A 24,948-nucleotide genomic window follows, 5' to 3' on the forward strand; every position below is an offset into this window, starting at 1 on the left:
CCGATCGAAAGGAACACCGTGGCTACCCAGTCCCTCACGCAGCAGAACTTCGACGAGATCGTCGGCGGCGACGGCGTCGTCCTCGTCGACTTCTGGGCCTCATGGTGCGGTCCGTGCCGGCAGTTCGCGCCGACGTTCGAGGCATCGTCCGAGAAGCACCCCGACGTCGTGCACGCGAAGGTCGACACCGAGGCCGAGCAGATGATCGCCGCGCAGTGGGACATCCGCTCGATCCCGACGATCATGGCGTTCCGCGACGGTGTGCGCGTCTTCAGCCAGGCCGGGGCCCTGCCTCCGGCCATGCTCGAGGAGCTGGTGACCCAGGTCAAGGCCCTCGACATGGACGAGGTGCGCCGGCAGATCAAGGCGCAGACCCCCGAGGCCTGACAGCAAGTTCGCCCAGACGAAAGGCAGCCGCGCGCGTCCTCACGCGCGCGGCTGTCTTTTTAGTCGGCGGGTCTTTCGCTTCCGGTTACGGGCGCAGCAGTTGCCGCACCCGCGCGGCCTCGCGGGTGAGGTGATCGCGCTCCGGCACACTGGGCGCGACCCGCGCGGCCTCGGCATACAGCTCGGCGGCGACGGCCAGGTCACCGGCGCGTTCGTGCAGGTACGCGGCCGCCGCGGTGTACCGCGGAAGGCCGGGATCGACCTCGGCCAGCGCGGCCAGCCCCGCCTGCGGTCCGTCCGCCTCCCCCACCGCGACGGCCCGGTTGAGCCGCACGACGGGGCTGCCGGTGAGGCGCAGCAGCTCGTCGTACCACTCGACGATCTGCACCCAGTCCGTCTCGGCGGCGCTGCGGGCATCCGCGTGCAGGGCGGCGATCGCGGCCTGCGCCTGGTATTCGCCGAGACGGTCGCGGGCCAGCGCGCGCTGCAGGATCGTCACGCCCTCGGCGATCATCGCGGTGTCCCACAGCGAGCGATCCTGTTCGGCGAGCGGCACCAGGCGACCACCCGGACCGGTGCGCGACGCGCGACGCGCGTGGTGCAGCAGCATCAGCGCGAGCAGCCCCGCAACCTCGGGTTCGTCGGTGAGAGCGGCGAGTTGGCGGGTCAGCCGGATCGCTTCGGCCGCCAGGTCGACGTCGCCGCCGTAGCCCTCGTTGAAGACCAGGTAGAGCACCCGCAGCACGGTCGCGAGATCGCCCGGGCGGTCCAGCGGTAGTCCCGCGAGCTTCCGCTTGGCCCGGCTGATCCGTTGCGCCATCGTCGCCTCGGGAACGAGACAGGCCGCGGCGATCTGCCGGGTCGTCAGTCCCCCGACCGCGCGCAACGTCAGCGCGACCGCCGACGCGGGCGGCAGGGTGGGATGCGCGCACAGGAAGTACAGGTGCAGCGTGTCGTCGGCGGCGGGGATGGGGCCGGGGGCCGGCTCGGCGTCCACGGCCACCTCCCTGCCCCGCCGCGACGATTCGGCGCGGGCCGCGTCGAGGAACTTGCGCCACGCGACGGCGACGAGCCAGCCCTTCGGGTCGCGCGGCGGGTCGTCGGGCCACGTTTCCAGCGCCCGGATCAGCGCTTCCTGCACGGCGTCCTCGGCCGACGCGAAGTCCGCGCCGCGCCAGACGAGGATGCCGATCACCGCGGGCACCAGTTCCCGCAGCAGGGCCTCGTTCACTCGGTCGCCGTGGGTTGCTCGGTGAGGAACGGCCGCACTTCGAGCCATTCGTGGAGCGGTTCGCCGCCGCGGCCGGGCGCGGCCGAGAGTTCCGCGGCCAGCTCGTACGCGCGTTCGCGGGAGTCGACGTCGATGATCATCCACCCGGCGATCAGGTCCTTCGTCTCGGCGAACGGACCGTCCGTCACGGGCGAACGTCCCTCGCCGTCGTATCGCACGAAGGTGCCCTCGGGCGCCAGGGCCTGTGCGTCGACGAACTCTCCGGATTCCTCCAGCCGTGCCGCGAAGTCACGCATGTACCGGATGTGCGCGTCGACCTCCTCCGGCGTCCACCGGTCCATCGGCACCGCGTCGCCGACGGGGTCCGGTCCGCCTCGGTAGTGCTTGAGCAGCAGGTACTTCATGGTTGGCCCTCCTCGGTCACACGGCCCGTGTCGGCCGTTCCTACCCCTGAGACGGAGCCGGGGTCGCGTTCTCGACACCGACCAGCGTGCCGGGTTCCGCCGGACATCGAGACGGATTCGACCGGCCCGTCGGGCGACGCGGTCCGCGGTCAGGATTCGGTGGGACGGGGCTGGGCCAGGATCGCGGACCCGACCCAGCGGCGCAGGTAGCGGCGCATCTCGTCGTCGCTGCGCGGCGGGTGCCCGGGTGAGACGAAGAACGACTGCATCGTGCGCAGCAGGTACTCGACGAGCTCGTGCAGCGACGCGTCGTCGTATCCGTAGCTCTCCCAGTCGACGTCGAAGCGCCGGATCATCGTCATCCCGAACAGCTGCGCCTCGTCGGAGGTCATGCGGTCCGGGACGGCGTTCGAGTACGAACTGGACAGCAGAATGCCCAGATGCGGTGTGCGCCGGACCTCCGCGAGGGTGTAGACCACGCCTTCGGTCATCGCTTCGGCCGGGTCCTCGATCCCCCGGACCTGTTCGGTGAGCCGGTCGAGGAATCCGGCGACCGAGGCGATCGCGGCGGCCTGCATGAGCGCGTCGGCGCTGGGGAAATAGCGGTATACGGTCTGGCGGATGACGCCGAGCGCTTCGGCGACGTCGGCGATGCTGATGGCTGCTCCGGTGCGTCCGATCAGGTCGACGGCGGCGGCGACGATCCGTTCGGATGCTTCCTCGTCGCTAGCCGGGGGACTTCCACCCCACCCACGCCTACCTGCCACTGACTGCTTCCTCGGTCGAGCGAGTCCGGGGATCGGCGTACTCCGGGAAAGCGTGCGCCGGACCCCGCGGACGGAGTGTCGAAGGTAGCACGGACCGCCCCCGGATCCGGTTCACGAAACCCGCGAAACAGATCATACAAACTCTCGATCAAATGTATGATCTGGATCACCGCGTCTCGTCGTGTCCGCACGAGCCCGCACCCCAGCACCACTTCCGAACGACTCCGCTTCTCGAAAGACGAGGTATCGCAAGTGACCGACCTTCAAGTCCGCAAGATGCGTTTCGGGTTCGAGGACCACGACGTGCCGTTCCTGTGGAACGCGGAGAACCCGGCGTTCTCGAGCATGGCCAACGCGGTCTCGTTCCTCGCGGTCGGCTTCGAGAAGATGATCGTGCAGATGATCACCGAGGCGAAACCGCTGATCACCGACTCCGAGATCGCCTCCGAGGCGGACGCGTTCATGCGCCAGGAGGGCCAGCACTCGACCGCGCACCGCCAGCACGTCAAGGCCCTGATCGAGCGGTACCCGGGGCTGCAGGAGACCCTCGACGACGTCATCGGCGCGTTCGACAAGCTCACCGCCGAGACGTCGCTCAACTACCGACTGGCCTACACCGCCGACCTCGAGGCCACCTTCACCCCGGTGTTCAAGCTGATGCTCGACAACGACGCGACCCTGTTCGCCCCCGGTGACGACCGCGTCGCATCGCTGTTCATCTGGCACTTCGTCGAGGAGGTCGAACACCGCAGTTCCGCGCTGATCATCTTCGACGCGATCGTCGGCAGCGATCTGTACCGGATGCGCGTGGCGCCCTCGGTGTTCCGGCACGTGCTGAAGGTCATCGAGATCGCGAGCGAGGGGTTCAACAAGCACGTTCCACTCGAGGAGCGGCAGATCGACGCGATGGCGATGTTCGCGCGGTACCGCCGCAAGCAGGCCCTGCGCCGGCTGATCCCGACCCTGACCGCCGAATACAACGGGCCGATGACCCGCGCGTTCGATCACCTGCCGCTCGGTGAGCAGCTCACCGCGCTCGCGGGGGTGGTGCGCAGCCAGATGCCCAAGCACAATCCCGCGCACGAGAAGCTGCCGGCGCTGGCCGGCGTGTGGTTCGACCGCTTCGACGCCGGCTACGACGTCACCCAGTGGTACACCGCAGACGCAAAGGCCCAGGGGGCCAACTGATGTCGGACCTCTGCTCCCCCACCTTCGAGGATCTCGCCGTCCGGCTCGGCTTCTCGTGCGAGGAGGCCGGCGGGCTCGTCGAGTTCCGCAGCCCCACCGCACTGGAGAACTGGACGCTGCCGGTCCTCGAGGTCACGATCGTCGTTGGTGCCGTCCTCGCGCTGGTGTTCGCCATCCTGCGGCTGCGGCGCCAGGGTGATCCGACGAATCTGGTGCTGTGGTTCGGCGCGACCGCCTACCTGTTCTTCATCGAACCGCCGCTGTACTTCCCGGCCGCGTTCGGCATCGAGGAACACGTCGACACGATGTTCGCGCACAACGTGTTCACGGTGGACTTCATGTGGGGCCGGTTGCCGCTGTACATCGTCGCGATCTATCCGCTGATGGCGACGCTCGCCTTCGAGATCGTCCGGATGCTCGGGGTGTTCACCCGCTACGGGGTGCTGGTCGGCGCCGCCTGCGTCGGCTTCGTGCACCATGCGTTCTACGAGATCTTCGATCATCTCGGCCCGCAGCTGCGGTGGTGGGAGTGGTCGCTCGAGAATCCGATCAACCAGCCGTTCCTCGACTCGGTGCCCATCCCGAGCGTCGTGGTGTTCGCGGCGCTGTGGCCGATGTCGCTGGCCCTGTGCGTGCAGTTCTTCGTCGGCCGCCACGTCGACGCGGGCCGGCACTTCACCGGGGTGGAACTGACGTGGCGCACAGTGGTGATCGGTCTGCTCGCATCGGTCGGCACGTTCGTGCTGCCGCTGCCGGCCACCGTGCTGGGCATCGGCAGCGATACCGTCCGCGGCGCGGTATATCTGGCGGAACTGGTGGTCGTGTCGGTGGTCGCGGTCATCGCACTCGGGCGGCGGTGGCGGGATCTGCGCGCCGCCGACGCCTCCGTGGAACGCCATACCAACCGGTTCGTGCAGGTCTACAGCCTCGTGTACCTCGGGGTGATGGCACTACTGTGGGTCACCGCCCTGCCCGCCTTCTTCGGGGCGGTCGACGGCGTCACCGAGAACGGTGATCCGGTCGGCAACCTCTGGTACACCATTGCGTGCTTCGTCGTCGCATTCGTGTGCGTGGCCGCCACGTTCACCGTGGGTCCGCGCAGCGGCAGCGCTCCGGCCGGAGCGGACCGTTCGTCGACGGCATCCACCGTGTGATGTGCCGATTCACAACACAGTGATGGCGGTCACGTTCGCAACTACAATGACTTCATGAAACATGTCGTCACCTCGGACGCTCGCGACGTGACCGTCGCCGCGGGCGACATCGTCGAATTGCACCTGATGGAACGGTCGTCGTCGGGGTCCACCTGGTTCACCGACCGCATCGGGGACGGTCTCGTGTGGACCAATCTGCGGTATCTGCCGTCGAACAACCCGCTGCCCGGCGCCGGCGCCGAGCGGATCATGACGCTCCGCGCCAAGAAGACCGGTACGTGGCCGGTCTCGATGCGGCTGCGGCCGAGCCGGCACGCAACTGCGAACGAGTACGAACTGCTCGTCAACGTCACATGAGGCACCGGATCCCCGGCTGATGACGAGGACTTGTGACGTCGGCTCGACCGAAGGTCAGAAGTCCTCGTCGATGCACGCCAGCCGATCACCGGCGTTACCGGCTTCGCCCGGCGCCGTCATGGTGTGCTGTGCGTGGATCACGACCGAGTTGGCTCCGTCGTCGCGGAACGTCCAGTCGACGGTGCTCGAGGCCTGCGCGTCGCCGTTGGCGTCGGTGGTGATGTCGAGCCACACCTCGTTCTGCGGGTTCGCGTAGGCGGGATCGGTCGACGGCGACTCGGGTGTCGCGGCCGGATCGGGGGTGTTCTGGTAGTGCGGGCCCGAATCCGACGGCTGCGGTCCGCACGGCCGGGTGTGCACGTGGACACCGAAATCCCGGTTGGGTGCCAGGCCGGTGGCGGACAGGGTGACGGTGGTGCGTCCGTCCTCCTCCTCGGTTTCGACGTCGACTCGCGAACCGACGGGCACCGCCGATTCGTCGTAGGTGAAGGCATCGGCCTCCGGATCGTCGGGCAGCCCGAAGGCGTCCCCACTCATACCCGGGGCCGGGTTCGGAAGGGTCGTGGTGTCCATGCGCTCGGTGGTCGCGGGGGCCGATTCGACCGTGGTTCCCTCGTCGTTGCCGCATCCGGCGGCGAACAACACTGCGAGGCACGCACCGGACACGAGAGCGGTGGTGGTTCGTGTGTTCATACCGGGCGCATACCCGCTCCCCGACCTTTCGGAACCCCGGCACTCGTCGCCGTACAGTGGACGGACCCGGTGGTTCGAACGGAGGGAGCGCGGTGCAGCACGCGACCTTCTACTCTCTCGCGGCCTTGTTCTTGCTCGTCGCTGCGTCCACGTGGTGCCTGGCGCGTCCACACCTCCAGTCGATCCTGTCCGCGGCGGTGACATCGGTGCTGTGGATTCTGCTCAACGGCCCCCTCGAAGGACGGGTGCTCTACTCGGTGACGGCGCATCACGGACTCACCGAAGCCGACCTGCTGGCGGCCGCCGGAATGGGCATCGCGGTGTGGGGCTACCGAGTCGGCGTTCGCGATCGATGATCCGACGCCACAGACCCGTACAGGTATCCATCCAGCAGGAACGCCGCCGACCGTGACGGCGGGTCGACGGCGTTCGGTACATGATCCGCGCTAGTGCGCGGCGGCGTCCCAGCTGCGTCCGTAGCCGACGGACACCTCGAGCGGAACCGACAGCGTGATAGCCGAGTCCATCTTCTCGCGCACCAGCGCCTCGACCTGCTCGCGTTCGTCCGCGGTCACCTCGAGCACGAGTTCGTCGTGGACCTGCAGCAGCATCCGCGAGCGCAACCCCGCCTCGTGCAGCGCCTTGTGCACGTCGATCATCGCCACCTTGATGATGTCGGCGGCCGTGCCCTGGATCGGGGCGTTGAGCGCGGCTCGTTCGGCGACCTCGCGGCGCTGACGGTTGTCGCTGGTCAGGTCGGGCAGGTAACGGCGGCGACCGTACAGCGTCGATGTGTACCCGACCTTCCGCGCCTCCTCGACGACGTTGTACAGGTAGTCGCGCACCCCGCCGAACCGGGTGAAGTACGCCTCCATCTGCTCCTTCGCCTCGTCGGTCGAAATCTTGAGCTGCTGCGCGAGACCGTACGCGCTGAGCCCGTAGGCCAGGCCGTACGACATCGCCTTGACCCGGCGACGCAGCTCCGGCGTGACCTCCTCGATCGGCACCCCGAACGCACGGGACCCGACGAAGCTGTGCAGGTCCTCACCGGTGTTGAACGCCTCGATCAGCCCCTCGTCGCCGGACAGGTGCGCCATGATCCGCATCTCGATCTGGCTGTAGTCCGCGGTCAGCAGCAGGTCGTAGCCGGAACCGACGACGAAGCCGTCGCGGATCTGCCGTCCGGCGTCCGTGCGGACCGGGATGTTCTGCAGGTTCGGATCGGTCGACGACAGCCGGCCGGTCGCCGCGACGGTCTGATTGAACGTCGTGTGGATGCGGCCGTCGTCGGCGATCGACTTGATGAGCCCGTCGACGGTGGTCTTCATCCTGGTGGCCTCGCGGTGCGCCAGCAGGTGCTCGAGGAACGGATGCCCGGTCTTGTCGAACAGGTTCTGCAGAGCGTCGGCGTCGGTGGTGTAGCCGGTCTTCGTCTTCTTCGTCTTCGGCATGTCGAGCTCGTCGAACAACACCACCTGCAGCTGCTTCGGCGAGCCGAGGTTGATCTGCTTGCCGATCACCTCGTACGCGGCGTTCGCGGCGGCAGCGACGTCGGCGGCGAACCCGGACTGCAGATCGTGCAGGTGCTCGGCGTTCACGGCGATGCCCGCGGCCTCGAGGTCGGCAAGCACCGCGAGCAGGGGCAGCTCCATGTCGGCGAGCAGCGCGGTCGACTCGATGTCCTGCAGTTCGCTGTCCAGTGCTTCGGCGAGGTCGACCACGGCCCGGGCCCGCAGGATCGCGTTCTCGGCGGCCTTGGCCTCCACGGCATCCCCGTCGTCGAGCAGCGACAGCTGCTGCTCGCCGCTCTCCTCGACGCGCAGTTCACGCTTGAGGTAGCGCAGCGACAGGTCGTCGAGGTTGAAACTGCGCTGGCCGGGGCGCACGAGGTAGGCAGCGAGCGCCGTGTCGCTGGTGACGCCCGCAAGGGTCCAGCCGCGTCCGCGCAGCGCGTGCATCGCCGACTTGGCCTCGTGCAGCGCCTTCGGGGTGTCGGGGTCGGCGAGCCAGGCGGCGAGCGCGGCGTCGTCCTCGGGGGTGAGGGTCGCGGTGGATACGTAGGCGCCCTCGCCGTCGGCCGCGGCGATCGCGAGGGCCGTCGCATCACCGCCGTAGGGGGTCCCGAGACCGACGACGGACAGCCCGTGCCGCACCCCGGCGACCGCGTGCTCGGCGAGCCAGCCGGCGAGGGCGCCCGGCTCGAGCGCGCCGCCGCGCACCTCGAAGCCCTCCTCGGCTTCGGGTTCGGCGGAGGCGAGGGTCGCGAACAACCGGTCGCGCAGCACCTTGAATTCGAGATCGTCGAACAGGCGGTGGATGCGGTCGCGGTCCCACGGCGACAGCGCGAGCTGCTCCGGCGTGTACGGCAGCGGCACGTCGCGCACCATTTCGGTCAGGCGCCGGTTCATGAGCACGTTGTTGAGGTTGGTGCGCAGGGCGTCGCCGGTCTTGCCGCGCACCTCGTCGACGCGATCCACCAGGTTCGTCAGGCCGCCGAACTCGCGGATCCACTTGGCGGCCGTCTTCTCGCCCACGCCGGGGATGCCGGGCAGGTTGTCGCTCGGGTCGCCGCGCAGCGCCGCGAAGTCGGGGTACTGCTGCGGGGTCAGTCCGTACTTCTCCTCGACGGCCTCGGGCGTGAACCGGGTCAGGTCCGACACTCCCCGCTTCGGGTAGAGCACGGTGACGTCGTCGTTGACGAGCTGCAGCGAATCCCGGTCGCCGGTGACCACGAGCACGCGGTAGCCGAGGGCGGTGGCCTGGGTGGCCAGGGTCGCGATGATGTCGTCGGCCTCGAAGCCCCCCTCGGCCATCACACAGATCCCGAGCGCGTCGAGCACGTCCTTCGTGATCTCGATCTGGCCCTTGAACTCGTCCGGGGCGGAACTGCGCTGCGCCTTGTACTCGGGGTACATCTCGGCGCGGAAGGTCTGCCGGTTGACGTCGAACGCGGCCGCCACGTGGGTGGGCTGTTCGTCGCGCAGCAGGTTGATGAGCATGGATGTGAAGCCGTACACCGCGTTCGTGGTCAGGCCGCTCTGCGTCTTGAAGTTCTCCGCCGGCAGCGCGTAGAAGGCGCGGAAGGCCAGGGAGTGGCCGTCCAGCAGGAGCAGGGTGGGACGGTCGTCGCCCTTCGTGGCGGCGGGAGCAGGCGAGGTGGATGCACGAGTCACAGGAGCCAGTCTAGGGACCCGGCCCGACAGCCTGTGCGGCGATCGCGTCGCGCGCCCGGATCACCGTCGAAAACTCCCCACCACCTGCCGAAATACCCCCTAGGGGTATAGAATGACGGACATGAGCGACGCACACGATCCGGCCACGCAGACCGAGACCTGCCACACCGGCCACGGGTACATGGGAGACAAGAGTCGGTACCTCGCCCGACTCAAGCGGATCGAGGGCCAGGTCCGTGGCATCCACAGGATGGTCGACGAGGAGCAGTACTGCATCGACATCCTCACTCAGATCTCCGCGCTGACCAAGGCACTCGAGGGCGTGGCACTGGGCCTGCTCGACGACCACCTCAAGCACTGCGTCCTCGACGCGGCCCGCCAGGGCGGCGACGAAGGCGAAATCAAGATCAAGGAGGCCTCCGACGCGATCGCCCGCCTCGTTCGCTCCTGACACACGCAACCGCGTCCCGTATTCGATTGGCACACGACGAAACCCAACCGAAACGACGCGGAAATCCCAGAGCCCCGTGCGAGGCGATCACAGCCGCTAGAGTCCGGTTCCACGGCGCCGGTACCCCGGCGCCGTGCTCGACCACCACCCACGCGCGGGAGGACCCGAGTGGCCCGATTCGTCAGACCCGGACGAGGATCGCCGCCGTCACCACGACGGCTCGCCCGGATGCTGTTGTTGCTCCTGCTCACCCTGGCCGCGGTCCTCCCGGGCATCGGCAGCGCGGTCGCGCAGGAACCGACAGCACCGCCCGAACCCACCCCGACGACACCGGCCGACGAACCGGCCTCCGGCGTGCCCGTCGGGGGCAGCCTCAACAACGCGGGCGAACGACTCCCCGGGGTCACGGTGCGGGCACTGGACGCCTCCGGAAACCCGGTCGCGGAGACCACTTCCGGGGAGGGCGGCCGCTGGGAGCTGACCCTGCCGCCGGGCACCTACACCTTCGAGGTGGACACCGAGACCCTGCCGGAGGGGGTCAGCGTGCAGTCCACGGTGGAACGCGCTGTGGTCGCCGGGCGGTCCAATGTGGTGATCTTCTCCTTCGGCGAGGCCCGGTCGGGCACCGGCGTCGACAGCGGAGAGAAGCTGCTGCGCACCGTCGTCGACGGTCTGCGTTTCGGCCTGATCATCGCGATCGCCGGCGTCGGCCTGAGCCTGATCTTCGGGACCACCGGCCTGACGAACTTCGCCCACGGCGAGTTGGTGACGCTCGGCGCCGTCGCCGCGTGGGTGTTCAACGTCAGCTTCGGCATCCAGCTCATCCCGGCGACGATCCTGGCGGTGCTCGTCGGTATCGTCATCGGCCTACTCAACAACGGACTGATCTGGGCGCCGCTGCGCCGACGGCACACCGGCCTGATCGCCCAGCTCGTCGTGTCGATCGGTCTCGCGATCGCGCTGCGCTACCTCATCCTGATCTTCTTCTCCGATCGCACCCAGGCGTTCGCCGACTACCAGGGGCAACGGGAGCTCGAATGGGGTCCCCTGGCGATCACCCCGGTCAACCTCGCGTGCATCGTCATCAGCCTCGTGGTCCTCGTCGGGGTGGCGCTGCTGTTGCAGCGAACCCGGATCGGCAAGGCGATGCGCGCGGTCGCGGACAACCGGGATCTGGCCGCCTCGTCGGGCATCGACGTCGAACGGGTCGTGCGATTCGTTTGGGGACTCGGCGGCGCCCTCGCCGCGCTCGGCGGTGTGCTCTACGGGCTCTCCGAACTCGGCGGCCGCGTGCAGTGGGAGATGGGCTTCAAGCTGCTGTTGCTGATGTTCGCCGGCATCACCCTCGGCGGACTCGGCACGGCCTACGGCGCGCTGGTCGGGTGCGTGATCGTCGGTCTCGTCGTCCAGCTGTCGACCCTGGTGATCAGCCCGGACCTGAAATACATCGGTGGCCTGCTGATCCTCATCGTGATCCTGGTGATCCGACCGCAGGGCATTCTCGGCAGCAGAGCAAGGATCGGGTGAGCCATGGACATCCTCGCCGCACTCCAGATTTCGTTTGCCCAGCTCATCGGGCCGTCCGCGATCTTCTACGCCTTGCTCGCGATCGGACTCAACCTGCACTTCGGCTACGCCGGCCTGCTGAACTTCGGCCAGATCGGGTTCGCCCTGCTCGGCGGCTACGGCGTCGGCATCATGACGGTCACCTACGACCAGCCGCTGTGGCTCGGCATCCTCGTCGGTCTCGGTGCCGCCGCGCTGCTCGCCCTGATCCTCGGTATCCCGACACTGCGACTGCGCGCCGACTACCTCGCGATCGTCACGATCGCGGCCTCCGAGATCCTGCGCCTGGTGTTCCGTTCCACCGCATCCGATTCGGTCACCGGCTCCACCAACGGCCTCTACGGATTCGCGGGGCCGTTCACCGAGTCGAGCCCGTTCGATTCCGGCCGCCAGTACTCGATACTCGGGATGCGCTTCTACGGCGACGACCTGTGGGCGATGGTCATCGGCTGGACCCTCGTCCTGGTGCTGTGCGGATTCGTGTACCTCCTCACGCACAGCCCGTGGGGCCGCGTGCTCAAGGCGGTCCGGGAAGACGAGGACGCGGCCCGGTCGCTCGGCAAGAACGTGTTCGTCTACAAGATGCAGGCCCTCGTGCTCGGCGGTGTCATCGGCGGTCTGGGCGGCATCTTCAACGCCCTGCAGACCAAGTCGATCAATCCGGACTTCTATTCGACGGCGCAGACGTTCTTCGCGTTCGGCGCGCTGATCCTCGGTGGTGCCGCCACGGTGTTCGGTCCGGTCCTGGGCGCCATGCTGTTCTGGTTCCTGCTCGCCATCCCCGACGCACTGCTGCGGCAGGCCATCTCCGGACCGGATCCGCTGCTGCCGCTCACCGAGCAGCAGGTCGGCGCGATGCGATTCGTCCTGCTCGGCGTGCTCATCGCGGTGATGATGGTGTTCAGGCCGCAGGGCATCCTGGGAAACAAGAGGGAGGTGCAACTCGATGCGTGACGTCACCGATCGATCGCCACTCGACGCCGCCACCCGAGCCGCGCTGTTCGCCGCGGTCCCGCAGGAACCCGGGGTGGCCAAACCCGATCCGGTGCTGGTCGTGGACGGCGTCTCCCGCGCCTACGGAGGCCTCAAAGCCGTCGACGTCGCGCACCTCGAGATCCAGCGCGGGTGCATCACCGGCCTGATCGGACCCAACGGCGCCGGCAAGACCACCCTGTTCAACCTGCTCACCGGCTTCGACCGCCCGGATACCGGCACGTGGAGCATGAACGGTGTCGACCTCGGCCGGATGCATCCGCATCGCGTCGCCCGGCGCGGCATGGTGCGTACCTTCCAGCTCACCAAGGCGCTGTCGAAGATGACCGTCCTCGACAACGTGCGTCTCGGTGCAACCGGGCAACGCGGCGAACGGATCGCCGGGGCGCTGCTGCCGTGGACGTGGAAGGCGCAGGAACGCGAGATCACCGAACGCGCACACGAACTGCTGGCCCGCTTCTCGCTGGACGCCAAGGCCGACGACCTGGCCGGGTCGCTGTCCGGTGGTCAGCGCAAACTGCTCGAGATGGCGCGGGCGCTGATGACCGACCCGGAAGTGGTCATGCTCGACGAGCCGATGGCCGGCGTGAATCCGGCGCTCACCCAGAGCCTGCTCGGCCACATCAAGTCCCTCCGCGACGACGGGATGACGGTGGTGTTCGTCGAACACGACATGGACGTCATCCGGGAGGTCTCCGACTGGGTCGTGGTGATGGCGCAGGGCGCGGTGATCGCCGAAGCGCCCCCGGAAGCATTGTCGGGCAACAGCGTCGTGGTCGACGCCTACCTGGGCAGCCACCACGACCAGGCACTCGAATTCGACGCCGAGGGCAACCCGGTCGGCGCGACCGCGGTGCTCGCCGAGGCACTCGAGGAAGCCGTCGTCGCGACTCTCGAGACGGGCGGCGACCTGTCCGAACCGGACGCGGCGGTTCTCGCCGACATGCCAGACGCCCCCGAACCCGGCACCGAGGAGAAGCGGCCGTGACCGAGAACCCTTCCCCCACAACACCCGAGGCCGGGATGACCGCAGCCGAACTGGCCGCGACACCCCAGGAACACGCCCGGCTCGCCGAAGGCGCGCTGTTGCGGGCCGACGACCTCGTCGCCGGATACTTCCCGGGCGTGGACATCCTGCGGGGCTGCAATTTCTTCCTGCGCGAGGGCGAGATCGTCGGCATCATCGGCCCCAACGGAGCCGGCAAATCGACACTGCTCAAGGCGCTGTTCGGCCTGATCCCGGTCCGGCAGGGCGACGTCGTGCTACGCGGCGAGTCGATCGCCTCCGCGCCCGCGCACGTGCTCGTCCGCAAAGGACTGGGGTACGTGCCGCAGACCCGCAACGTCTTCCCGTCGCTCACCATCGAGGAGAACCTCGAGATGGGAATCTACTTGCGGCCCAAGCAGTTCACGGAACGATTCGCGTTCGTCGCCGAGCTGTTCCCACTGCTCGCCGAGCGCCGGAAGATCAAGGCCGGCGCGCTGTCCGGCGGTGAACGGCAGATGGTCGCGATGGGACGGGCACTGATGATGGATCCGTCGGTGCTGTTGCTCGACGAGCCGTCGGCGGGCCTGTCCCCCATGTTCCAGGACGAGGTGTTCATCCGCTGCAAGAAGATCAACGCGGCCGGCGTCTCGATCATCATGGTCGAGCAGAACGCGCGGCGGTGCCTGCAGATCTGCGACCGCGGCTACGTCCTCGACCAGGGACGCAACGCCTACACCGACACCGGCACCAACCTCATGCACGATCCCAAGGTCATCGAACTCTACCTGGGCACGCTCGCGGGCAGCCAGGAGAAGAAGCGGCCCTGAGCCGCGCGGTGTCGGCAACGACTCGGGGCCGGGAATCCTCCGATTCCCGGCCCCGGTCGTGTGCGGTCGCTATTCGCCGACCACGATGAACCCTTCGGTGGTGAGCCTGTTGTCCGGACCGAACAGCAGACTGCCGTAGGACCCGATGCCCGGCTCGCCGGCGTCGACGAAGCTCAGTTCACCGGTGATGCCGTCGTAGTCGATGTTCTCTCCGTTCCGCAGGAGGTCCAGGCACTGCTGGTAGCTCGTGCACTTGGTGCCGTCCTTGGTGACGTCGTTGATGTTCGCGGCGATGTCGACACCGGCCGTCGACTTGGCCTGTTCGGCGGCGAGCGCCGAGATCACCACGGCGTCATAGGATTCGCCCGCGTAGTTGTAATCGATCAGACCGGGATCGACCACCTTCAGCCGGGCCTGGAACTCCGGGCCGACGTCGGTGAGCGGGGTGGTGCCGCGCATGCCGGCCAGCAGGCCGGGGGCGATGTTCTCGCCGAGCGCGTTACCCATGTTGCCGTCCACGCCGTACACGTGCATGCCGTCGGACGGGCCGATCCCCACCTCGTGCATGCGGGTAATGATCTTCGCGGACTCCTCGAAACCGATGAGCGCCACCGCATCCGGCGCGAAATCGCGGATCTGGTCGACCTCGGCGTTGAACGACTGCGCGTTCGGGTCGTAGATGATCTTCTGGATCTGATCCTCGGGAATACCGGCCTCGACGAGGTTGTCGACCGTGTTCGCGGCCAGACCCGTCCCGTACGGATCGTTGAGGGCGATCACCGACACCCGCTGCGCGCCGTCCTCGGCGATGAGCTGGGAAAGCGCCTGGGCCTGCAGCACGTCGGTGGGCGCGGTCCGGAAGTACATGCCCTTGTCCGGATAGCAGACGAACTGGTCGGAGGTGTTCGCCGGTGAGAACATCACGACGCCCGCACTGACGATCTTGTCGAGCACCTTCAGGGACACCGAGGACGAGGCCGCGCCCACGATCACCTGGGTGCCGGCGGCCAGTTCGCGGTCGACGGTGGCGTTCGCGGTGTCCGTGGTGGTGTCGCCCGAGTCGCCGGTGACCAGTTCGACCGGCTGGCCGAGCACTCCGCCGGCGGCGTTGACGTCGTCGACCCCGAGCCGGGTACCCGCGACCATCGGCGGTCCGAGGAACGACAGGCTGCCCGTTTCCGGCAGCAGGGTGCCGATCCGCAGCGGCGTGGTCACGGGTGTCGCGCCGGCGGTCGCCTGGTCGGGCTCGCAGTCGGTGGTAACCGTGGTCGTGCCGTTCGACGTGCCCTCGGCACTGTCCGAGGAGGAATCGCTGTCCGAACTGCAACCGGCGAGCGCCAGAGACGCCGCCCCCAAGAGCGCAGCGGCACGGACGATGGTCCGTTTTGCCATCCAACTCTCCTTCTGTCGACCTCAACGCATCCCGGTGGATTCACCGGATGGTGGGTCGAAACATAACCGTCGGACGCGCGCGGCGAACCACGCCGAAATCGTTGTGATCCGACCGTTATACAGAGGGAGGAAGAATTGACGCAGCCGTAACGACCGGGGCGAGGGCTCAGCCCCCGTTCTCGGCCCCGAGCGTGTCGATGACGACCTGAGCGACCTGCTTCATCGTGGTCCGGCGGTCCATCGCCGCGCGCTGGATCCACCGGAACGCCTCAGGCTCGGTCATCGCATGCTTCTCCATCAGCATGCCCTTGGCACGGTCGACAAGCTTGCGGACCTCGAATCGTTCGCTCAGTCCGGCGATCTCCTTCTCGAGCTCGCGGATCTCGGCGAAGCGGCTGGCGGCCACCTCGATCGCGGGAACCAGATCCGACTTCGAGAACGGCTTGACCAGATATGCCATCGCGCCGGCGTCGCGGGCACGCTCGACGAGCTCGCGCTGACTGAACGCTGTGAGAATCACCACGGGCGCGATCCGACGCTCGGCGATCTCGGATGCGGCGTCGATTCCGTCGCGGCGCGGCATCTTCACGTCCATGATGACCAGATCCGGCTTCAGCTCGGCCGCAAGCTCGACGGCGCGCTGCCCGTCACCGGCTTCCCCGACGACGTCGTAACCCTCTTCGCGCAGCATCTCGACAAGATCGAGCCTGATCAGCGCCTCGTCCTCGGCGACCACGACCCGGCGGGGCGTGGTGGAGTTCTCGTGCGGGGCGGCTGTCATCGTCGGCCTTCTCCTCATCGCTCGCGTCGTTCGGGCCACCTCCGGGATCGAAGGCGATCGATAGAAGGGTACCGGTGTTTGACCGTTCCGCCCGATCCCTTACAGTGGTCTCCGCACGACGCCCCCGTATCCCAATTGGCAGAGGAAACGGATTCAAAACCCGTCCAGTGTGAGTTCGAGTCTCACCGGGGGCACCACCACTGATTGCGCCTTCTGCGCTCGTGCGCCTTTCTGGCCCCTCCGGCCGCCACTCCGACACACCGCGCCCGAAATCGGGACGAATCGACCCATACCCGCTAGGAAGGGAAGGTTGGTATTCGGAGTTCGACGATGCGGAAGGAAGTTTCAATGGGGAGACGAACGATCCAACGCACGGGTGCGTCGATCCTGGCCGCCGCCGGCGTGGCGGCTGCACTGGCGATCGGAGGGGGCGGTGTCGCCAATGCGGCGACGTCGACGACGATGACGTGCGGAAGCGCGAACCCGCTGCCGTGGGCTCCGCCGTTCACCTGGACGATCACCGCCGGTTCCGGGGAATCGCTGCCGCCGAACGGGAATGCGCTCGTTCCGTCACTGCTGCTCAGCGGCGGCAACGAACTGCCGGCGCCGCCTCCGGGTCTCTTCCCGAGCATCGGGCCCAACTGGTACGGCACGCAGGTCATCGTCGATTGGCACAACAACACCACCGGGGAATCCGGGCGCTCGGTCAGCGAGCAGGCTGCCTGGCAGCAGAAGCCCGGCATCCCGATCAACCGGACGTTCACGGGGGTCGGGAACGTGGACTTCACGGTCACCACGCAGACCGGCGGGGGTTGGTGGTTCCTCAACACACAGAACGCGGTGTGCAGGGGCAACATCGACATCGTGCCCGGTCGCTGACCCGGACGATTCTCGCGGGCGGAACCACATCGCGTGGTCTCGCCCGCGAGCCGTCTCCGCTCGCCCTAGGGTGGGTCGTACATGATGACCGACCTATCGGGAGGTGACGACGATCGTGGACCTGGTGATCGCGCGCAATCCCGATCCGGGTTCGAGCCTGAAGTTCCTGATGCGCCTGCCGCTCGAGGGCGGACTCGTGTTCCGCACATCCGACACGTGGCCGCGCACCAAAGCGCTGTTCTGCTATCCGGTTCCGGCCGACGAATGGCCCGAGGAGCCCGATGTGGTCGAGCGCGTGGGTGTGCGGTCGTGTGTACGACGGGGTGCCGCAATCGATCTCGTCGTCGACCGGAGCCGGGAGAACCGCTCCCAGGTCGTGTTCACCAAGGCCCGTGGCCGCGACATGGTGTTCTGGCAGTCGCCGCGCACCCGCAAGCAGGCCCGTCCCCAGGTCCGTACCCCCACCGCCCGCGCGGCGGGGCTCGCCGATCTGACCATCGTCGTCGACTCCCACGAGCGCTACGCCTACAAGTTCTCGGGCCAGCAGGTCACCACGCTCATCCGTCCGTTGACGTGTGGCGACTACGGTCTCTTCTCCGACGAGGGCCTGGTCGCCTCGGTGGAGCGCAAGTCGCTGTCCGATCTGGTGTCGAGCCTGACCAACGGCAAACTGCGGTTCGCGATGGCCGAACTTGCTGCTCTGCCCCGCGCCGCGGTGGTCGTCGAGGACCGCTATTCGGCGGTGTTCAAGGTGAGCTGGGTTCGTCCCGCCCTGGTCGCCGACGGTCTCGCCGAGCTGCAGGTCCGCTATCCGAATGTGCCGATCGTGTTCTGTGAAACCCGCGCGCTCGCCGAGGAATGGACGTACCGCTTTCTCGCGGCCGCACACCAGTGGGCCGAGGACGACGTCGTCGCGCGCGAACGCATCGTCCCGGATGCCCACAAGTCCGTCGGGACCGCACCCGATCCCGCTTCGACCTCGGCAGATCCCAGCACCGCGCAGGTACGCGCGTGGGCGCGCGCCGCCGGCCTGGTGGTGCCGGACCGAGGAAAGCTGCGTCCCGAGGTGTGGGCGGCGTGGCGCGACGCGCACCCCGCGCCGGACGACGCCTGAACGGCACTTGCTGGGGTTGATGCGGGCGGAAATGGCGGTTGACGTACCGATATGTCGGTACGTCAACCGTCACTCGGGGCATCTCCGGCAGTCCGCCGATCAGCGGCGCAGTTCCACCACCGAGCCCATCCGGCCCAGCTTGTGCGGATTGCTGATGCCGTAGATGCGGGTGATCCGTCCGTACTCGACCGCGACAGCACCGACGACGGTCGCCCCGGCGGCCTCGATGCGCAAGCCGGGCATCGCGTTGACGTCCACGCGGGTCACGGTGAATCCGGGGATGTTCGCGAAACGCACCAGCAGCGACGCCAGGACCTCGGCCCCCACGATCGGTTTCCGCGCCGCCCGGACGATCCCGCCGCCGTCGGCGATCGCGACGACATCGGGAGCGAGGACCTCGAGCAGGCCCTGCAGATCGCCGGTGGACACCGCGGTCAGGAACTTCTCGACGACCACGGCCTGCTCATCCGGGTCCACCTGCATACGGGGCCGCCGCGCGGTCACGTATTCCCGGGCCCGGTGCGCGATCTGACGAACCGCCGCCGGACTCTTGTCGACCGCCCGGGCGATCTCGTCGTACGGGGTGTCGAAGACCTCGCGCAGCACGAACACGGCGCGTTCGACGGGGGCGAGCGTCTCGAGCACGGTGAGCATCGCGATCGAGACGCTCTCGGCAAGCTCGACGTCCGCCCCGGCGTCGGGCCCGGTGAGCAGCGGTTCGGGGAGCCATTCCCCGATGTAGTCTTCGCGGCGACGCGTCGCCGCCCGCAAATGGTTGAGCGAGAGTCGGGTGACGATCCGGACCAGGTAGGCCCGGGCGTCCACCACGTCGGATCTTTCGACGCCGGCCCACTTCATCCGGGTCTCCTGGACGACGTCCTCGGCGTCGGCGGCGGAGCCGAGCATCTCGTAGGCGACTGTGAACAGCAGGCTGCGGTGGGTGACGAACGGATCGTCGGTCATGCGTTGCCCGATGGGGTGGCGGACGGAGTGGCGAGAGGTTCGAGACCGCAGCTCGACGCGTACTCCTGCGATTCGATACCGAATGCGACGTTGGATCGGGTCGCGGTATTCGCCAGCGCGATGTACATGGTCAGTTCGACGAGCGCCTCGGCCCCGAGGGCGTCGAGCAACCGTGCCGACAGTTCGTCGCTCACGGTCGGTGGCGTCCGGGTCATCGCCTCGGCGTAGTCCATGACATCGCGCTCGAGCGGTGAGAACACGTCGGATTCGCGCCACCGGGGCACCTCGCGCACCTTCGCCACGTCGAGTCCCCTATTGCGGGATTCGAAGTAGCCGTAGTCGAGGCAGAAGCCGCATCCGACGAGGCTCGCCACTGCCATGTGCGCGAACGACTTGAGATTCGCGTCGCAGCGATCCCATTTCTGCGCCTTGCGGCCCATGCCGACGCTGAAGTTCATCACTTTCCGGTTGTGCCACAGGACGCCGATGCCGTCGGGCACGTCACCGAGCATTCTGCGCGCCATTCGTGTGACGAGTGCGCCGTAGATTCCGGTCAGCTCTGCCTTGGGGATTCTGGGTTCGCCGGTCATGGTGGGCTCCTCGGGTGCCGGTACAGGGACACCATGTAGACACCGGCCGCGCCCCGCCTGTGACAGGCCGGGATCAGATCATGAATTCAGCGAGGAGCACGCACGTGAGGGTGACGATCGCGACGACGAGGCCGACGAGCAGCGATTCGGTGAGGACGCCCGCGGGCACACCGGCGACGAGCGCCGCGCTTCCGACGGTTCCGGCCACGTGACGGACGCGAGAAACGGGCCGCTCGAGCGGCTGAACATGATCTGGAGCAGTGGTCATCTGAGCCTGCTTTCGACGCTGAACATTCATCGGCGGCCGCCCACCCGGCCCTCCGCGGCACCCCCGGCGCGCCGCACTGCACTCGGACTGCGGACATCGAGAATGCCGAATTCTCTGTGCTGCTTACAGAGTCGGCGTCCACACCGAAATGCTCCCCACTCGCGAACCGGTGACCTGAGGGCCAAAGGCTGCGCGAACGTGTCAATCTTATCCGCTGTGACATACATCTCGCAACGGAACTGTGATCTGCGACATTCCATGGAGGGCTTTGGTCCCCAATCGGAGACCCATTCGCAACACGAAATCCGTTACGTTGCCTAAGTTGTCACCGCACGCGATCGGTGACGGCCCACTGTCCACCGCCGCGGAGTTCGAGGATCCGGTCGTGGAATCCGTCGAGCGTGCTCCGATGACCGACACTCACGATCACCGACTCGGGCAGCGCCTCCCGCAACGTGCGATACAGCGAGTTCTCGAGTCCTTCGTCCACGGCGGCGGTCGCTTCGTCGAGGAACACGATCGCCGGTTCCGCGAGCAGGATCCGCGCGAAGCCGAGGCGCTGCTGCTCCCCGGGCGACAGGATGCGGGTCCAGTCCGCCGCCTCGTCCAGCCGGCCCACCAGGTGCCCGAGTTGGACTCGTTCCAGAACCCGGCGCAGCGCGGCGTCGTCCCTGCCGACCTCGGCGGTGTCGGCGGGGTCCGGATAGGTGAGTGCGTCGCGCAGCGTCCCGAGCGGCATGTACGGCTGCTGCGACAGGAACAGCGCGTCACCGGCGGGGCGCCCGACCGCGCCGTGCGCATGCGGCCACAGTCCCGCGACCGTGCGCAGCAGGGTGGTCTTCCCGCTGCCCGACGCCCCGCGCACCAGCAGTGCCTCGCCCGGCTCGACGTTCAGCGACAGGTCGGTGACCAGCGGGTCCCCGGCGGGAGTGGTGACGGACAGGCCGCTCAGGTCCAGACGCTCCCCCTGCTCGGTCGCGGCGAGGGTGGGCAGCTTCCCCGCCCGGTCGGTCGTGTCGAGCAAGCCCGTGAGACGAATCGTGGTGGCCCGGAACGCGGCGAAGTCGTCGTAGGACTCACGGAAGAACGACAGCGAATCGTGCACCTGACCGAACGCGTTGGACGTCTGCATCACGTCGCCGAGGGTCACCTGACCGGCGAACAGCCGCGGCCCCTGAACGAGGAACGGGAAGATCACCGAGAGCTGATTGACGGCGAGGTTGAAACCGTTGAACTTCAGAGTCCGGAACACCAGTCGCCACCAGTTCCGGATGACCGCGGCGAATTTCGCGAGCAGGCCACCGCGTTCGACGGGTTCCCCGCGGTAGAACGCGATGGACTCGCCGTACTCGCGCACCCGGACCAGCGCGTAGCGGTAGGTCGCGCCGAGTTTCTCGTTGAGGAAGTTCAGCCTGATCAGGGGCCGGCCGATCCAGAACGCGACCGCGGTGGTGACCAGGACGTAGATGAACACGAGAAAGACCATCAGGCGCGGAATCTCGACGCCGAAGAGTGTCATCGGACCGGACAGGTCCCAGAGGATGCCGGTGAAGCTCACGATCGACAGCACCGCGTTGACCGCCCCCATCGACAGGACCCGGGTCGTGGTGACGAAGTCCGTGATGTCGACCTGGATCCGCTGGTCTGGGTTGTCGACCGGGTCGTCGACGAAACGCTCCCGGTAGTAGGCCCCGGAATCGAGCCAGCGATCCACGAGCCGTTCGTTCAGGTGGGTACGCCAGTTGATGTCGAGGGTCTGGCCGACGAGATAGACGACGAGGGCGCGCAGCACGTGCACCGCGGCGAGGAGCGCGAAGATCCGCATGAATCGCCAGAACGCCGGCTCGTCGAGATTCTGGATCGCGGTGTAGAAGTCGTTGTACCAGTAGGAGAACAGCACGTTCATCCGCACCGCGAACACCGTCAGGAACAGCACCAGCGCAGCCAGTCCGAGACCGGCGGTTCCGGCGCGGGGATCGAAATACGACGCTGCGATGCGCCACCATTGCCGTCCCCAGCGGGTGAAGCGCACCAACGCTGCGATCACGGCGACGGACACGACGAGTGTGATGACGAAGGCCTTCACCGTCCACAGGGCGCTGTCGACGACGACCGTTGACCACTCCACCATTTCCGGACCCCCGTTTCATCGACAATCGCCGGGTTCCGGACAAGGATCACCCGCGTCGGCGGGCGGACATGCGGAAATGGGGAATTCTTCGGCAAGGACTCCGGATCAGCCGATGCCGCGCTGCCGCCGCCGCCATTGCACGGCCGCGGACAACACGCGGATGCCGACGGCGATGAGGACCAGGTTGGCGATCATCTGCACCGAGACCACGACCCGTGCCGGTTGGGTGACGGCGGCGATGTCACCGAAGCCGACGGTCGCGAACACGGTCAGGCAGAAGTAGAGGGCGTCGATCCGGGTCAGTGGCTCGTCGAAGCTGCCGGCGCTCACCACCGACATCCGGAAGTACACCGTCGCGAACAGCATGAGGTAGAACGCGACCACGGTGGTGAGCGCCTCGACCGCCTGCGCCCCGGGATATTCGGAGGCCATGATCCGGCGGAGCTGCCACCAGCCCAGGGCGACGACCACGAGAAGCCCTGCGGCAAGCGCCACTGCAGCGGACAGGTCGCCGACGTGGTCGAGGGGCACGAGGAAGTAGACGAGCAGCAACCCCACCGTGGTCAGGGACGGACGAGCCAGGGCGTAGAAGACGATCCGCCACCGGTCCCGTCGCGACAGCGGTTCGGGTCGACCGGAAGCGTCGTCCGGCGGGCTCGGCGACCCTGCGGCTTCGACCATGGCGCCACCTGATTTCCGCGACCGTGGGTGACCAGCAACGCAACGGATCCAGGGTAGGTGACTCCCCGGCACCGGGCAGCGATGTCGGCGAAACCCTGCGAAGGCGTTCGTCGTCGATGCTCAACCCGATCGGACGCCGCGCCAGCCCCCGGAAATCGACCTGTTCCTCCATCGCGGGCGATAGCGTCGACACACGTGAACCGAGTAAAGGAGCGGAACCCGTGGTGACGCAGAAGCGTGAGGTGTGGTCGGGGCGGTCGGTGTTCATCATGGCGGCGATCGGCTCGGCCGTCGGCCTGGGAAACATCTGGCGGTTCCCCTACGTCGCCTACGAGAACGGTGGCGGCGCATTCCTGATCCCGTATCTGGTGGCGCTGCTCACCGCCGGTATACCCCTGCTGTTCGTCGACTACGCGATGGGCCACAAGTTCCGGGGGTCCCCGCCGCTGGCGTTCCGTCGCCTGGCCCGCGGCAGCGAGTTCCTCGGCTGGTGGCAGGTATTCGTGTGTTTCGTCATCGGCGTCTACTACGCGGTGATCGTGGCCTGGGCGGCCTGCTACACCTACTTTTCGATCTCCGAGGCATGGGGTGACGATCCCGAGCGCTTCTTCCTGAACGACTTCCTGCACACGAACCCCGACGCCTCGTTCGGCCTCGAATTCGTGCCGGGTGTCTCGTGGCCTCTGCTGCTGGTGTGGGTGGCCGTGCTCGGCGTGCTCGCCCTCGGAGTCCAGCGCGGCATCGGAAACGCCAACCGGATCTTCGTGCCGCTGCTGGTCGTCCTGTTCGGCACCCTCGTGATCCGGGCCCTGTTCCTCGACGGTGCGGTCGAGGGCCTGAACGCCTTCTTCACCCCGAACTGGGACGCACTGACCGACACGGGCGTCTGGATCGCGGCCTACGCGCAGATCTTCTTCTCCCTGTCGGTGGCGTTCGGCATCATGCTCACCTACTCGTCGTACCTGAAGAAGCACACCAATCTGACCGGCTCGGGTCTGGTCGTGGGCTTCTCCAATTCGAGCTTCGAGGTGCTCGCCGGTATCGGCGTGTTCTCGGCCCTCGGCTTCATGGCGCAGGCACAGGGCGTGCAGGTGAGCGAGGTCGTGTCGGGAGGTATCGGACTCGCGTTCATCGCGTTCCCGACAATCGTGTCGCAGATGCCGGGCGGACCGCTGTTCGGCGTGCTGTTCTTCGCGTCCCTCGTGTTCGCCGGGTTCACCTCGATGATCAGCATCATCCAGGTAACGCTGTCGGCATTCGAGGACAAGACCGGTCTCGGGAAGGTACCGGCGGTCCTGATCATCGGCGGTTTCTCGGCGATCGTGTCGCTGCTGCTGTTCCCGACGACCACCGGATTGAACACCCTCGACGTCGTCGACAGGTTCGCGAACCAGTTCGGCATCGTCGGGGTGGCGTTCGTGGCGGTCGTCGTCATCGCGTGGGTTCTGCGTCGCCTGCCCGAGCTGCGCGATCACCTGAACTCGGTGTCGTCGTTCCACGTCGGGACGATCTGGCAGGTCTTCGTCGGGGTGATCACCCCGATCGTGCTCGGCTACATGCTCTTCAGCGAGATTCGCGACCGTATCCGGGAGGGATACGGCGGGTTGCCGGGCAATCTCGTGACGACGTTCGGCTGGGGGGTGCAGGCCGCGGTCCTCGTGCTGGCGATCGTGATGTCGTTCGTTCCCTGGCGTCGTGACGTCGACCTCGGTTACGAGGAGGACGAGAATCGGCCCGACGCCGTGGCCGCGGGAACCGAACCGGGAGGAAACCTGTGAACACCTCGGCGATCGTGATGATGATCCTGGCCCTGGCCACATTGTGGGGCGGGTTGATCTCGAGCGTGATCCATCTGCGGAATCACCCCGACGAACCGAAGTGACCACCCCCTGCTCGTGCGCGGTTTCGGTAGCCACCGCTACCGAAACCGCCCACGGGGGCGGGCGGCAACCCGTGGGCGGGCGCGAACC

General features: G+C 67.5%; 26 protein-coding genes and 1 tRNA gene. 15 read left to right on the plus strand and 12 right to left on the minus strand.

Translation table 11 applies throughout. The features are described 5' to 3' along the window. Positions 1-18: 18 nt before the first annotated feature. Positions 19-387 carry a thioredoxin gene (gene trxA, locus ACWDTS_RS26325; protein ID WP_197251239.1) on the plus strand — a complete coding sequence of 123 codons (369 nt, stop codon included), beginning with the start codon at positions 19-21 and terminating at the stop codon, positions 385-387. Positions 388-472: 85 nt separating this feature from the next. Here the strand turns inward: trxA and ACWDTS_RS26330 are convergent, their stop codons facing one another. The 3 genes from ACWDTS_RS26330 to ACWDTS_RS26340 all read right to left on the minus strand — a co-directional run bounded on the left by ACWDTS_RS26330 (position 473) and on the right by ACWDTS_RS26340 (position 2,789). Then, a complete protein-coding gene (locus ACWDTS_RS26330; protein WP_248675984.1) occupies positions 473-1,618 on the minus strand; it encodes an RNA polymerase sigma factor in 1,146 nt (381 codons plus the stop codon). After that, entirely contained in the window at positions 1,615-2,022 is a 408-nt protein-coding gene (locus ACWDTS_RS26335) for a YciI family protein (protein WP_197253590.1), read from the minus strand. The genes ACWDTS_RS26330 and ACWDTS_RS26335 overlap by 4 nt, the downstream gene beginning before the upstream one ends. A 149-nt stretch (positions 2,023-2,171) precedes the next feature. Continuing rightward, positions 2,172-2,789: a TetR/AcrR family transcriptional regulator gene (locus ACWDTS_RS26340; protein WP_450119339.1), complete on the minus strand. Its 618-nt coding sequence runs from the start codon at positions 2,787-2,789 to the stop codon at positions 2,172-2,174. A gap of 252 nt (positions 2,790-3,041) precedes the next feature. Here ACWDTS_RS26340 and ACWDTS_RS26345 point away from each other — a divergent pair, with 252 nt between their 5' ends. From ACWDTS_RS26345 to ACWDTS_RS26355, 3 genes are read left to right on the plus strand one after another with little or no spacing between them, the layout of a single operon-like run. Then, the gene (locus tag ACWDTS_RS26345) at positions 3,042-3,977 is read left to right on the plus strand and encodes a metal-dependent hydrolase (protein ID WP_450119340.1); all 936 of its coding nucleotides are present in this window, start codon (positions 3,042-3,044) and stop codon (positions 3,975-3,977) included. Then, the gene (locus ACWDTS_RS26350) at positions 3,977-5,131 is read left to right on the plus strand and encodes a hypothetical protein (RefSeq protein WP_450111252.1); all 1,155 of its coding nucleotides are present in this window, start codon (positions 3,977-3,979) and stop codon (positions 5,129-5,131) included. Before ACWDTS_RS26345 ends, ACWDTS_RS26350 begins: the two co-directional genes overlap by 1 nt. A gap of 54 nt (positions 5,132-5,185) precedes the next feature. After that, a complete protein-coding gene (locus ACWDTS_RS26355; protein ID WP_450111251.1) occupies positions 5,186-5,488 on the plus strand; it encodes a protease inhibitor I42 family protein in 303 nt (100 codons plus the stop codon). Positions 5,489-5,542: 54 nt separating this feature from the next. On the opposite strand, the gene ACWDTS_RS26360 is transcribed toward ACWDTS_RS26355, so the two are convergent. Continuing rightward, the gene (locus ACWDTS_RS26360; protein WP_197253582.1) at positions 5,543-6,181 is read right to left on the minus strand and encodes a superoxide dismutase family protein; all 639 of its coding nucleotides are present in this window, start codon (positions 6,179-6,181) and stop codon (positions 5,543-5,545) included. A 92-nt stretch (positions 6,182-6,273) separates the two neighbouring features. On the opposite strand from ACWDTS_RS26360, the gene ACWDTS_RS26365 reads away from it, so the two are divergent. After that, positions 6,274-6,537 carry a hypothetical protein gene (locus tag ACWDTS_RS26365; RefSeq protein WP_450111250.1) on the plus strand — a complete coding sequence of 88 codons (264 nt, stop codon included), beginning with the start codon at positions 6,274-6,276 and terminating at the stop codon, positions 6,535-6,537. 90 nt (positions 6,538-6,627) lie between these two features. Here the strand turns inward: ACWDTS_RS26365 and polA are convergent, their stop codons facing one another. Continuing rightward, positions 6,628-9,354, minus strand: a complete 2,727-nt coding sequence (gene polA / locus ACWDTS_RS26370) for a DNA polymerase I (protein ID WP_450119341.1) — start codon at positions 9,352-9,354, stop codon at positions 6,628-6,630. A gap of 121 nt (positions 9,355-9,475) precedes the next feature. Between polA and ACWDTS_RS26375 the strand changes: the two genes are divergently transcribed. From ACWDTS_RS26375 to ACWDTS_RS26395, 5 genes are all read left to right on the plus strand, one after another. Further along, entirely contained in the window at positions 9,476-9,805 is a 330-nt protein-coding gene (locus tag ACWDTS_RS26375) for a metal-sensitive transcriptional regulator (protein ID WP_450111248.1), read from the plus strand. Between the two features lie 228 nt (positions 9,806-10,033). After that, positions 10,034-11,332, plus strand: a complete 1,299-nt coding sequence (locus ACWDTS_RS26380; protein ID WP_450111247.1) for an ABC transporter permease subunit — start codon at positions 10,034-10,036, stop codon at positions 11,330-11,332. A gap of 3 nt (positions 11,333-11,335) precedes the next feature. After that, positions 11,336-12,325: a branched-chain amino acid ABC transporter permease gene (locus ACWDTS_RS26385; protein ID WP_450111246.1), complete on the plus strand. Its 990-nt coding sequence runs from the start codon at positions 11,336-11,338 to the stop codon at positions 12,323-12,325. Beyond that, positions 12,318-13,352: an ABC transporter ATP-binding protein gene (locus tag ACWDTS_RS26390; protein ID WP_197253572.1), complete on the plus strand. Its 1,035-nt coding sequence runs from the start codon at positions 12,318-12,320 to the stop codon at positions 13,350-13,352. Before ACWDTS_RS26385 ends, ACWDTS_RS26390 begins: the two co-directional genes overlap by 8 nt. 35 nt (positions 13,353-13,387) lie before the next feature. Further along, entirely contained in the window at positions 13,388-14,179 is a 792-nt protein-coding gene (locus tag ACWDTS_RS26395; RefSeq protein ID WP_197253593.1) for an ABC transporter ATP-binding protein, read from the plus strand. Between the two features lie 69 nt (positions 14,180-14,248). Here the strand turns inward: ACWDTS_RS26395 and ACWDTS_RS26400 are convergent, their stop codons facing one another. Next, positions 14,249-15,571, minus strand: coding sequence for an ABC transporter substrate-binding protein (locus ACWDTS_RS26400; RefSeq protein ID WP_450111245.1), 1,323 nt, complete (start codon positions 15,569-15,571; stop codon positions 14,249-14,251). 166 nt (positions 15,572-15,737) lie between these two features. Next, a complete protein-coding gene (locus ACWDTS_RS26405; RefSeq protein ID WP_197253568.1) occupies positions 15,738-16,352 on the minus strand; it encodes an ANTAR domain-containing response regulator in 615 nt (204 codons plus the stop codon). A 120-nt stretch (positions 16,353-16,472) separates the two neighbouring features. On the opposite strand from ACWDTS_RS26405, the gene ACWDTS_RS26410 reads away from it, so the two are divergent. From ACWDTS_RS26410 to ACWDTS_RS26420, 3 genes are all read left to right on the plus strand, one after another. Next, positions 16,473-16,549 (plus strand) — tRNA-Leu (locus ACWDTS_RS26410). Positions 16,550-16,700: 151 nt separating this feature from the next. Then, positions 16,701-17,231 carry a hypothetical protein gene (locus tag ACWDTS_RS26415; RefSeq protein WP_450111244.1) on the plus strand — a complete coding sequence of 177 codons (531 nt, stop codon included), beginning with the start codon at positions 16,701-16,703 and terminating at the stop codon, positions 17,229-17,231. 112 nt (positions 17,232-17,343) lie between these two features. Next, on the plus strand, positions 17,344-18,345 hold the full coding sequence (locus tag ACWDTS_RS26420) for an ERCC4 domain-containing protein (RefSeq protein ID WP_450111264.1): 1,002 nt from the start codon (positions 17,344-17,346) through the stop codon (positions 18,343-18,345). Positions 18,346-18,444: 99 nt separating this feature from the next. Here the strand turns inward: ACWDTS_RS26420 and ACWDTS_RS26425 are convergent, their stop codons facing one another. From ACWDTS_RS26425 to ACWDTS_RS26445, 5 genes are all read right to left on the minus strand, one after another. Further along, entirely contained in the window at positions 18,445-19,308 is an 864-nt protein-coding gene (locus tag ACWDTS_RS26425; RefSeq protein WP_450119342.1) for an RNA polymerase sigma-70 factor, read from the minus strand. After that, entirely contained in the window at positions 19,305-19,898 is a 594-nt protein-coding gene (locus ACWDTS_RS26430) for a carboxymuconolactone decarboxylase family protein (protein ID WP_450119343.1), read from the minus strand. Before ACWDTS_RS26430 ends, ACWDTS_RS26425 begins: the two co-directional genes overlap by 4 nt. A gap of 73 nt (positions 19,899-19,971) precedes the next feature. Beyond that, entirely contained in the window at positions 19,972-20,166 is a 195-nt protein-coding gene (locus ACWDTS_RS26435) for a hypothetical protein (protein WP_450119344.1), read from the minus strand. A gap of 325 nt (positions 20,167-20,491) precedes the next feature. Then, positions 20,492-22,294 (minus strand): ABC transporter ATP-binding protein/permease, encoded by a 1,803-nt coding sequence (locus ACWDTS_RS26440; protein ID WP_450111263.1) that lies wholly within the window; start codon positions 22,292-22,294, stop codon positions 20,492-20,494. 108 nt (positions 22,295-22,402) lie between these two features. Then, positions 22,403-22,978 (minus strand): potassium channel family protein, encoded by a 576-nt coding sequence (locus ACWDTS_RS26445; RefSeq protein WP_450111241.1) that lies wholly within the window; start codon positions 22,976-22,978, stop codon positions 22,403-22,405. A 224-nt stretch (positions 22,979-23,202) separates the two neighbouring features. Between ACWDTS_RS26445 and ACWDTS_RS26450 the strand changes: the two genes are divergently transcribed. Both ACWDTS_RS26450 and ACWDTS_RS26455 read left to right on the plus strand, forming a co-directional pair. Further along, positions 23,203-24,756 carry a sodium-dependent transporter gene (locus ACWDTS_RS26450; RefSeq protein WP_450111240.1) on the plus strand — a complete coding sequence of 518 codons (1,554 nt, stop codon included), beginning with the start codon at positions 23,203-23,205 and terminating at the stop codon, positions 24,754-24,756. Beyond that, entirely contained in the window at positions 24,753-24,860 is a 108-nt protein-coding gene (locus tag ACWDTS_RS26455) for a methionine/alanine import family NSS transporter small subunit (RefSeq protein ID WP_450111239.1), read from the plus strand. Before ACWDTS_RS26450 ends, ACWDTS_RS26455 begins: the two co-directional genes overlap by 4 nt. Positions 24,861-24,948 lie beyond the last annotated feature (88 nt).

It is taken from the genome of Rhodococcus sp. NPDC003383, assembly GCF_053589115.1.

Excerpts from the sequence above, each read along its gene's own strand:
- ACWDTS_RS26395 (WP_197253593.1), top strand. The coding sequence starts at position 13,388 with ATGACCGCAGCCGAACTGGCCGCGACACCCCAGGAACACGCCCGGCTC.
- ACWDTS_RS26390 (WP_197253572.1), top strand. The coding sequence starts at position 12,318 with ATGCGTGACGTCACCGATCGATCGCCACTCGACGCCGCCACCCGAGCC.
- ACWDTS_RS26360 (WP_197253582.1), bottom strand. The coding sequence starts at position 6,181 with ATGAACACACGAACCACCACCGCTCTCGTGTCCGGTGCGTGCCTCGCA.
- ACWDTS_RS26430 (WP_450119343.1), bottom strand. The coding sequence starts at position 19,898 with ATGACCGGCGAACCCAGAATCCCCAAGGCAGAGCTGACCGGAATCTAC.
- ACWDTS_RS26405 (WP_197253568.1), bottom strand. The coding sequence starts at position 16,352 with ATGACAGCCGCCCCGCACGAGAACTCCACCACGCCCCGCCGGGTCGTG.
- ACWDTS_RS26380 (WP_450111247.1), top strand. The coding sequence starts at position 10,034 with ATGCTGTTGTTGCTCCTGCTCACCCTGGCCGCGGTCCTCCCGGGCATC.
- ACWDTS_RS26385 (WP_450111246.1), top strand. The coding sequence starts at position 11,336 with ATGGACATCCTCGCCGCACTCCAGATTTCGTTTGCCCAGCTCATCGGG.
- ACWDTS_RS26425 (WP_450119342.1), bottom strand. The coding sequence starts at position 19,308 with ATGACCGACGATCCGTTCGTCACCCACCGCAGCCTGCTGTTCACAGTC.
- ACWDTS_RS26435 (WP_450119344.1), bottom strand. The coding sequence starts at position 20,166 with ATGACCACTGCTCCAGATCATGTTCAGCCGCTCGAGCGGCCCGTTTCT.
- ACWDTS_RS26400 (WP_450111245.1), bottom strand. The coding sequence starts at position 15,571 with ATGGCAAAACGGACCATCGTCCGTGCCGCTGCGCTCTTGGGGGCGGCG.
- ACWDTS_RS26445 (WP_450111241.1), bottom strand. The coding sequence starts at position 22,978 with ATGGTCGAAGCCGCAGGGTCGCCGAGCCCGCCGGACGACGCTTCCGGT.
- ACWDTS_RS26335 (WP_197253590.1), bottom strand. The coding sequence starts at position 2,022 with ATGAAGTACCTGCTGCTCAAGCACTACCGAGGCGGACCGGACCCCGTC.
- ACWDTS_RS26350 (WP_450111252.1), top strand. The coding sequence starts at position 3,977 with ATGTCGGACCTCTGCTCCCCCACCTTCGAGGATCTCGCCGTCCGGCTC.
- ACWDTS_RS26415 (WP_450111244.1), top strand. The coding sequence starts at position 16,701 with ATGGGGAGACGAACGATCCAACGCACGGGTGCGTCGATCCTGGCCGCC.
- ACWDTS_RS26355 (WP_450111251.1), top strand. The coding sequence starts at position 5,186 with ATGAAACATGTCGTCACCTCGGACGCTCGCGACGTGACCGTCGCCGCG.
- ACWDTS_RS26375 (WP_450111248.1), top strand. The coding sequence starts at position 9,476 with ATGAGCGACGCACACGATCCGGCCACGCAGACCGAGACCTGCCACACC.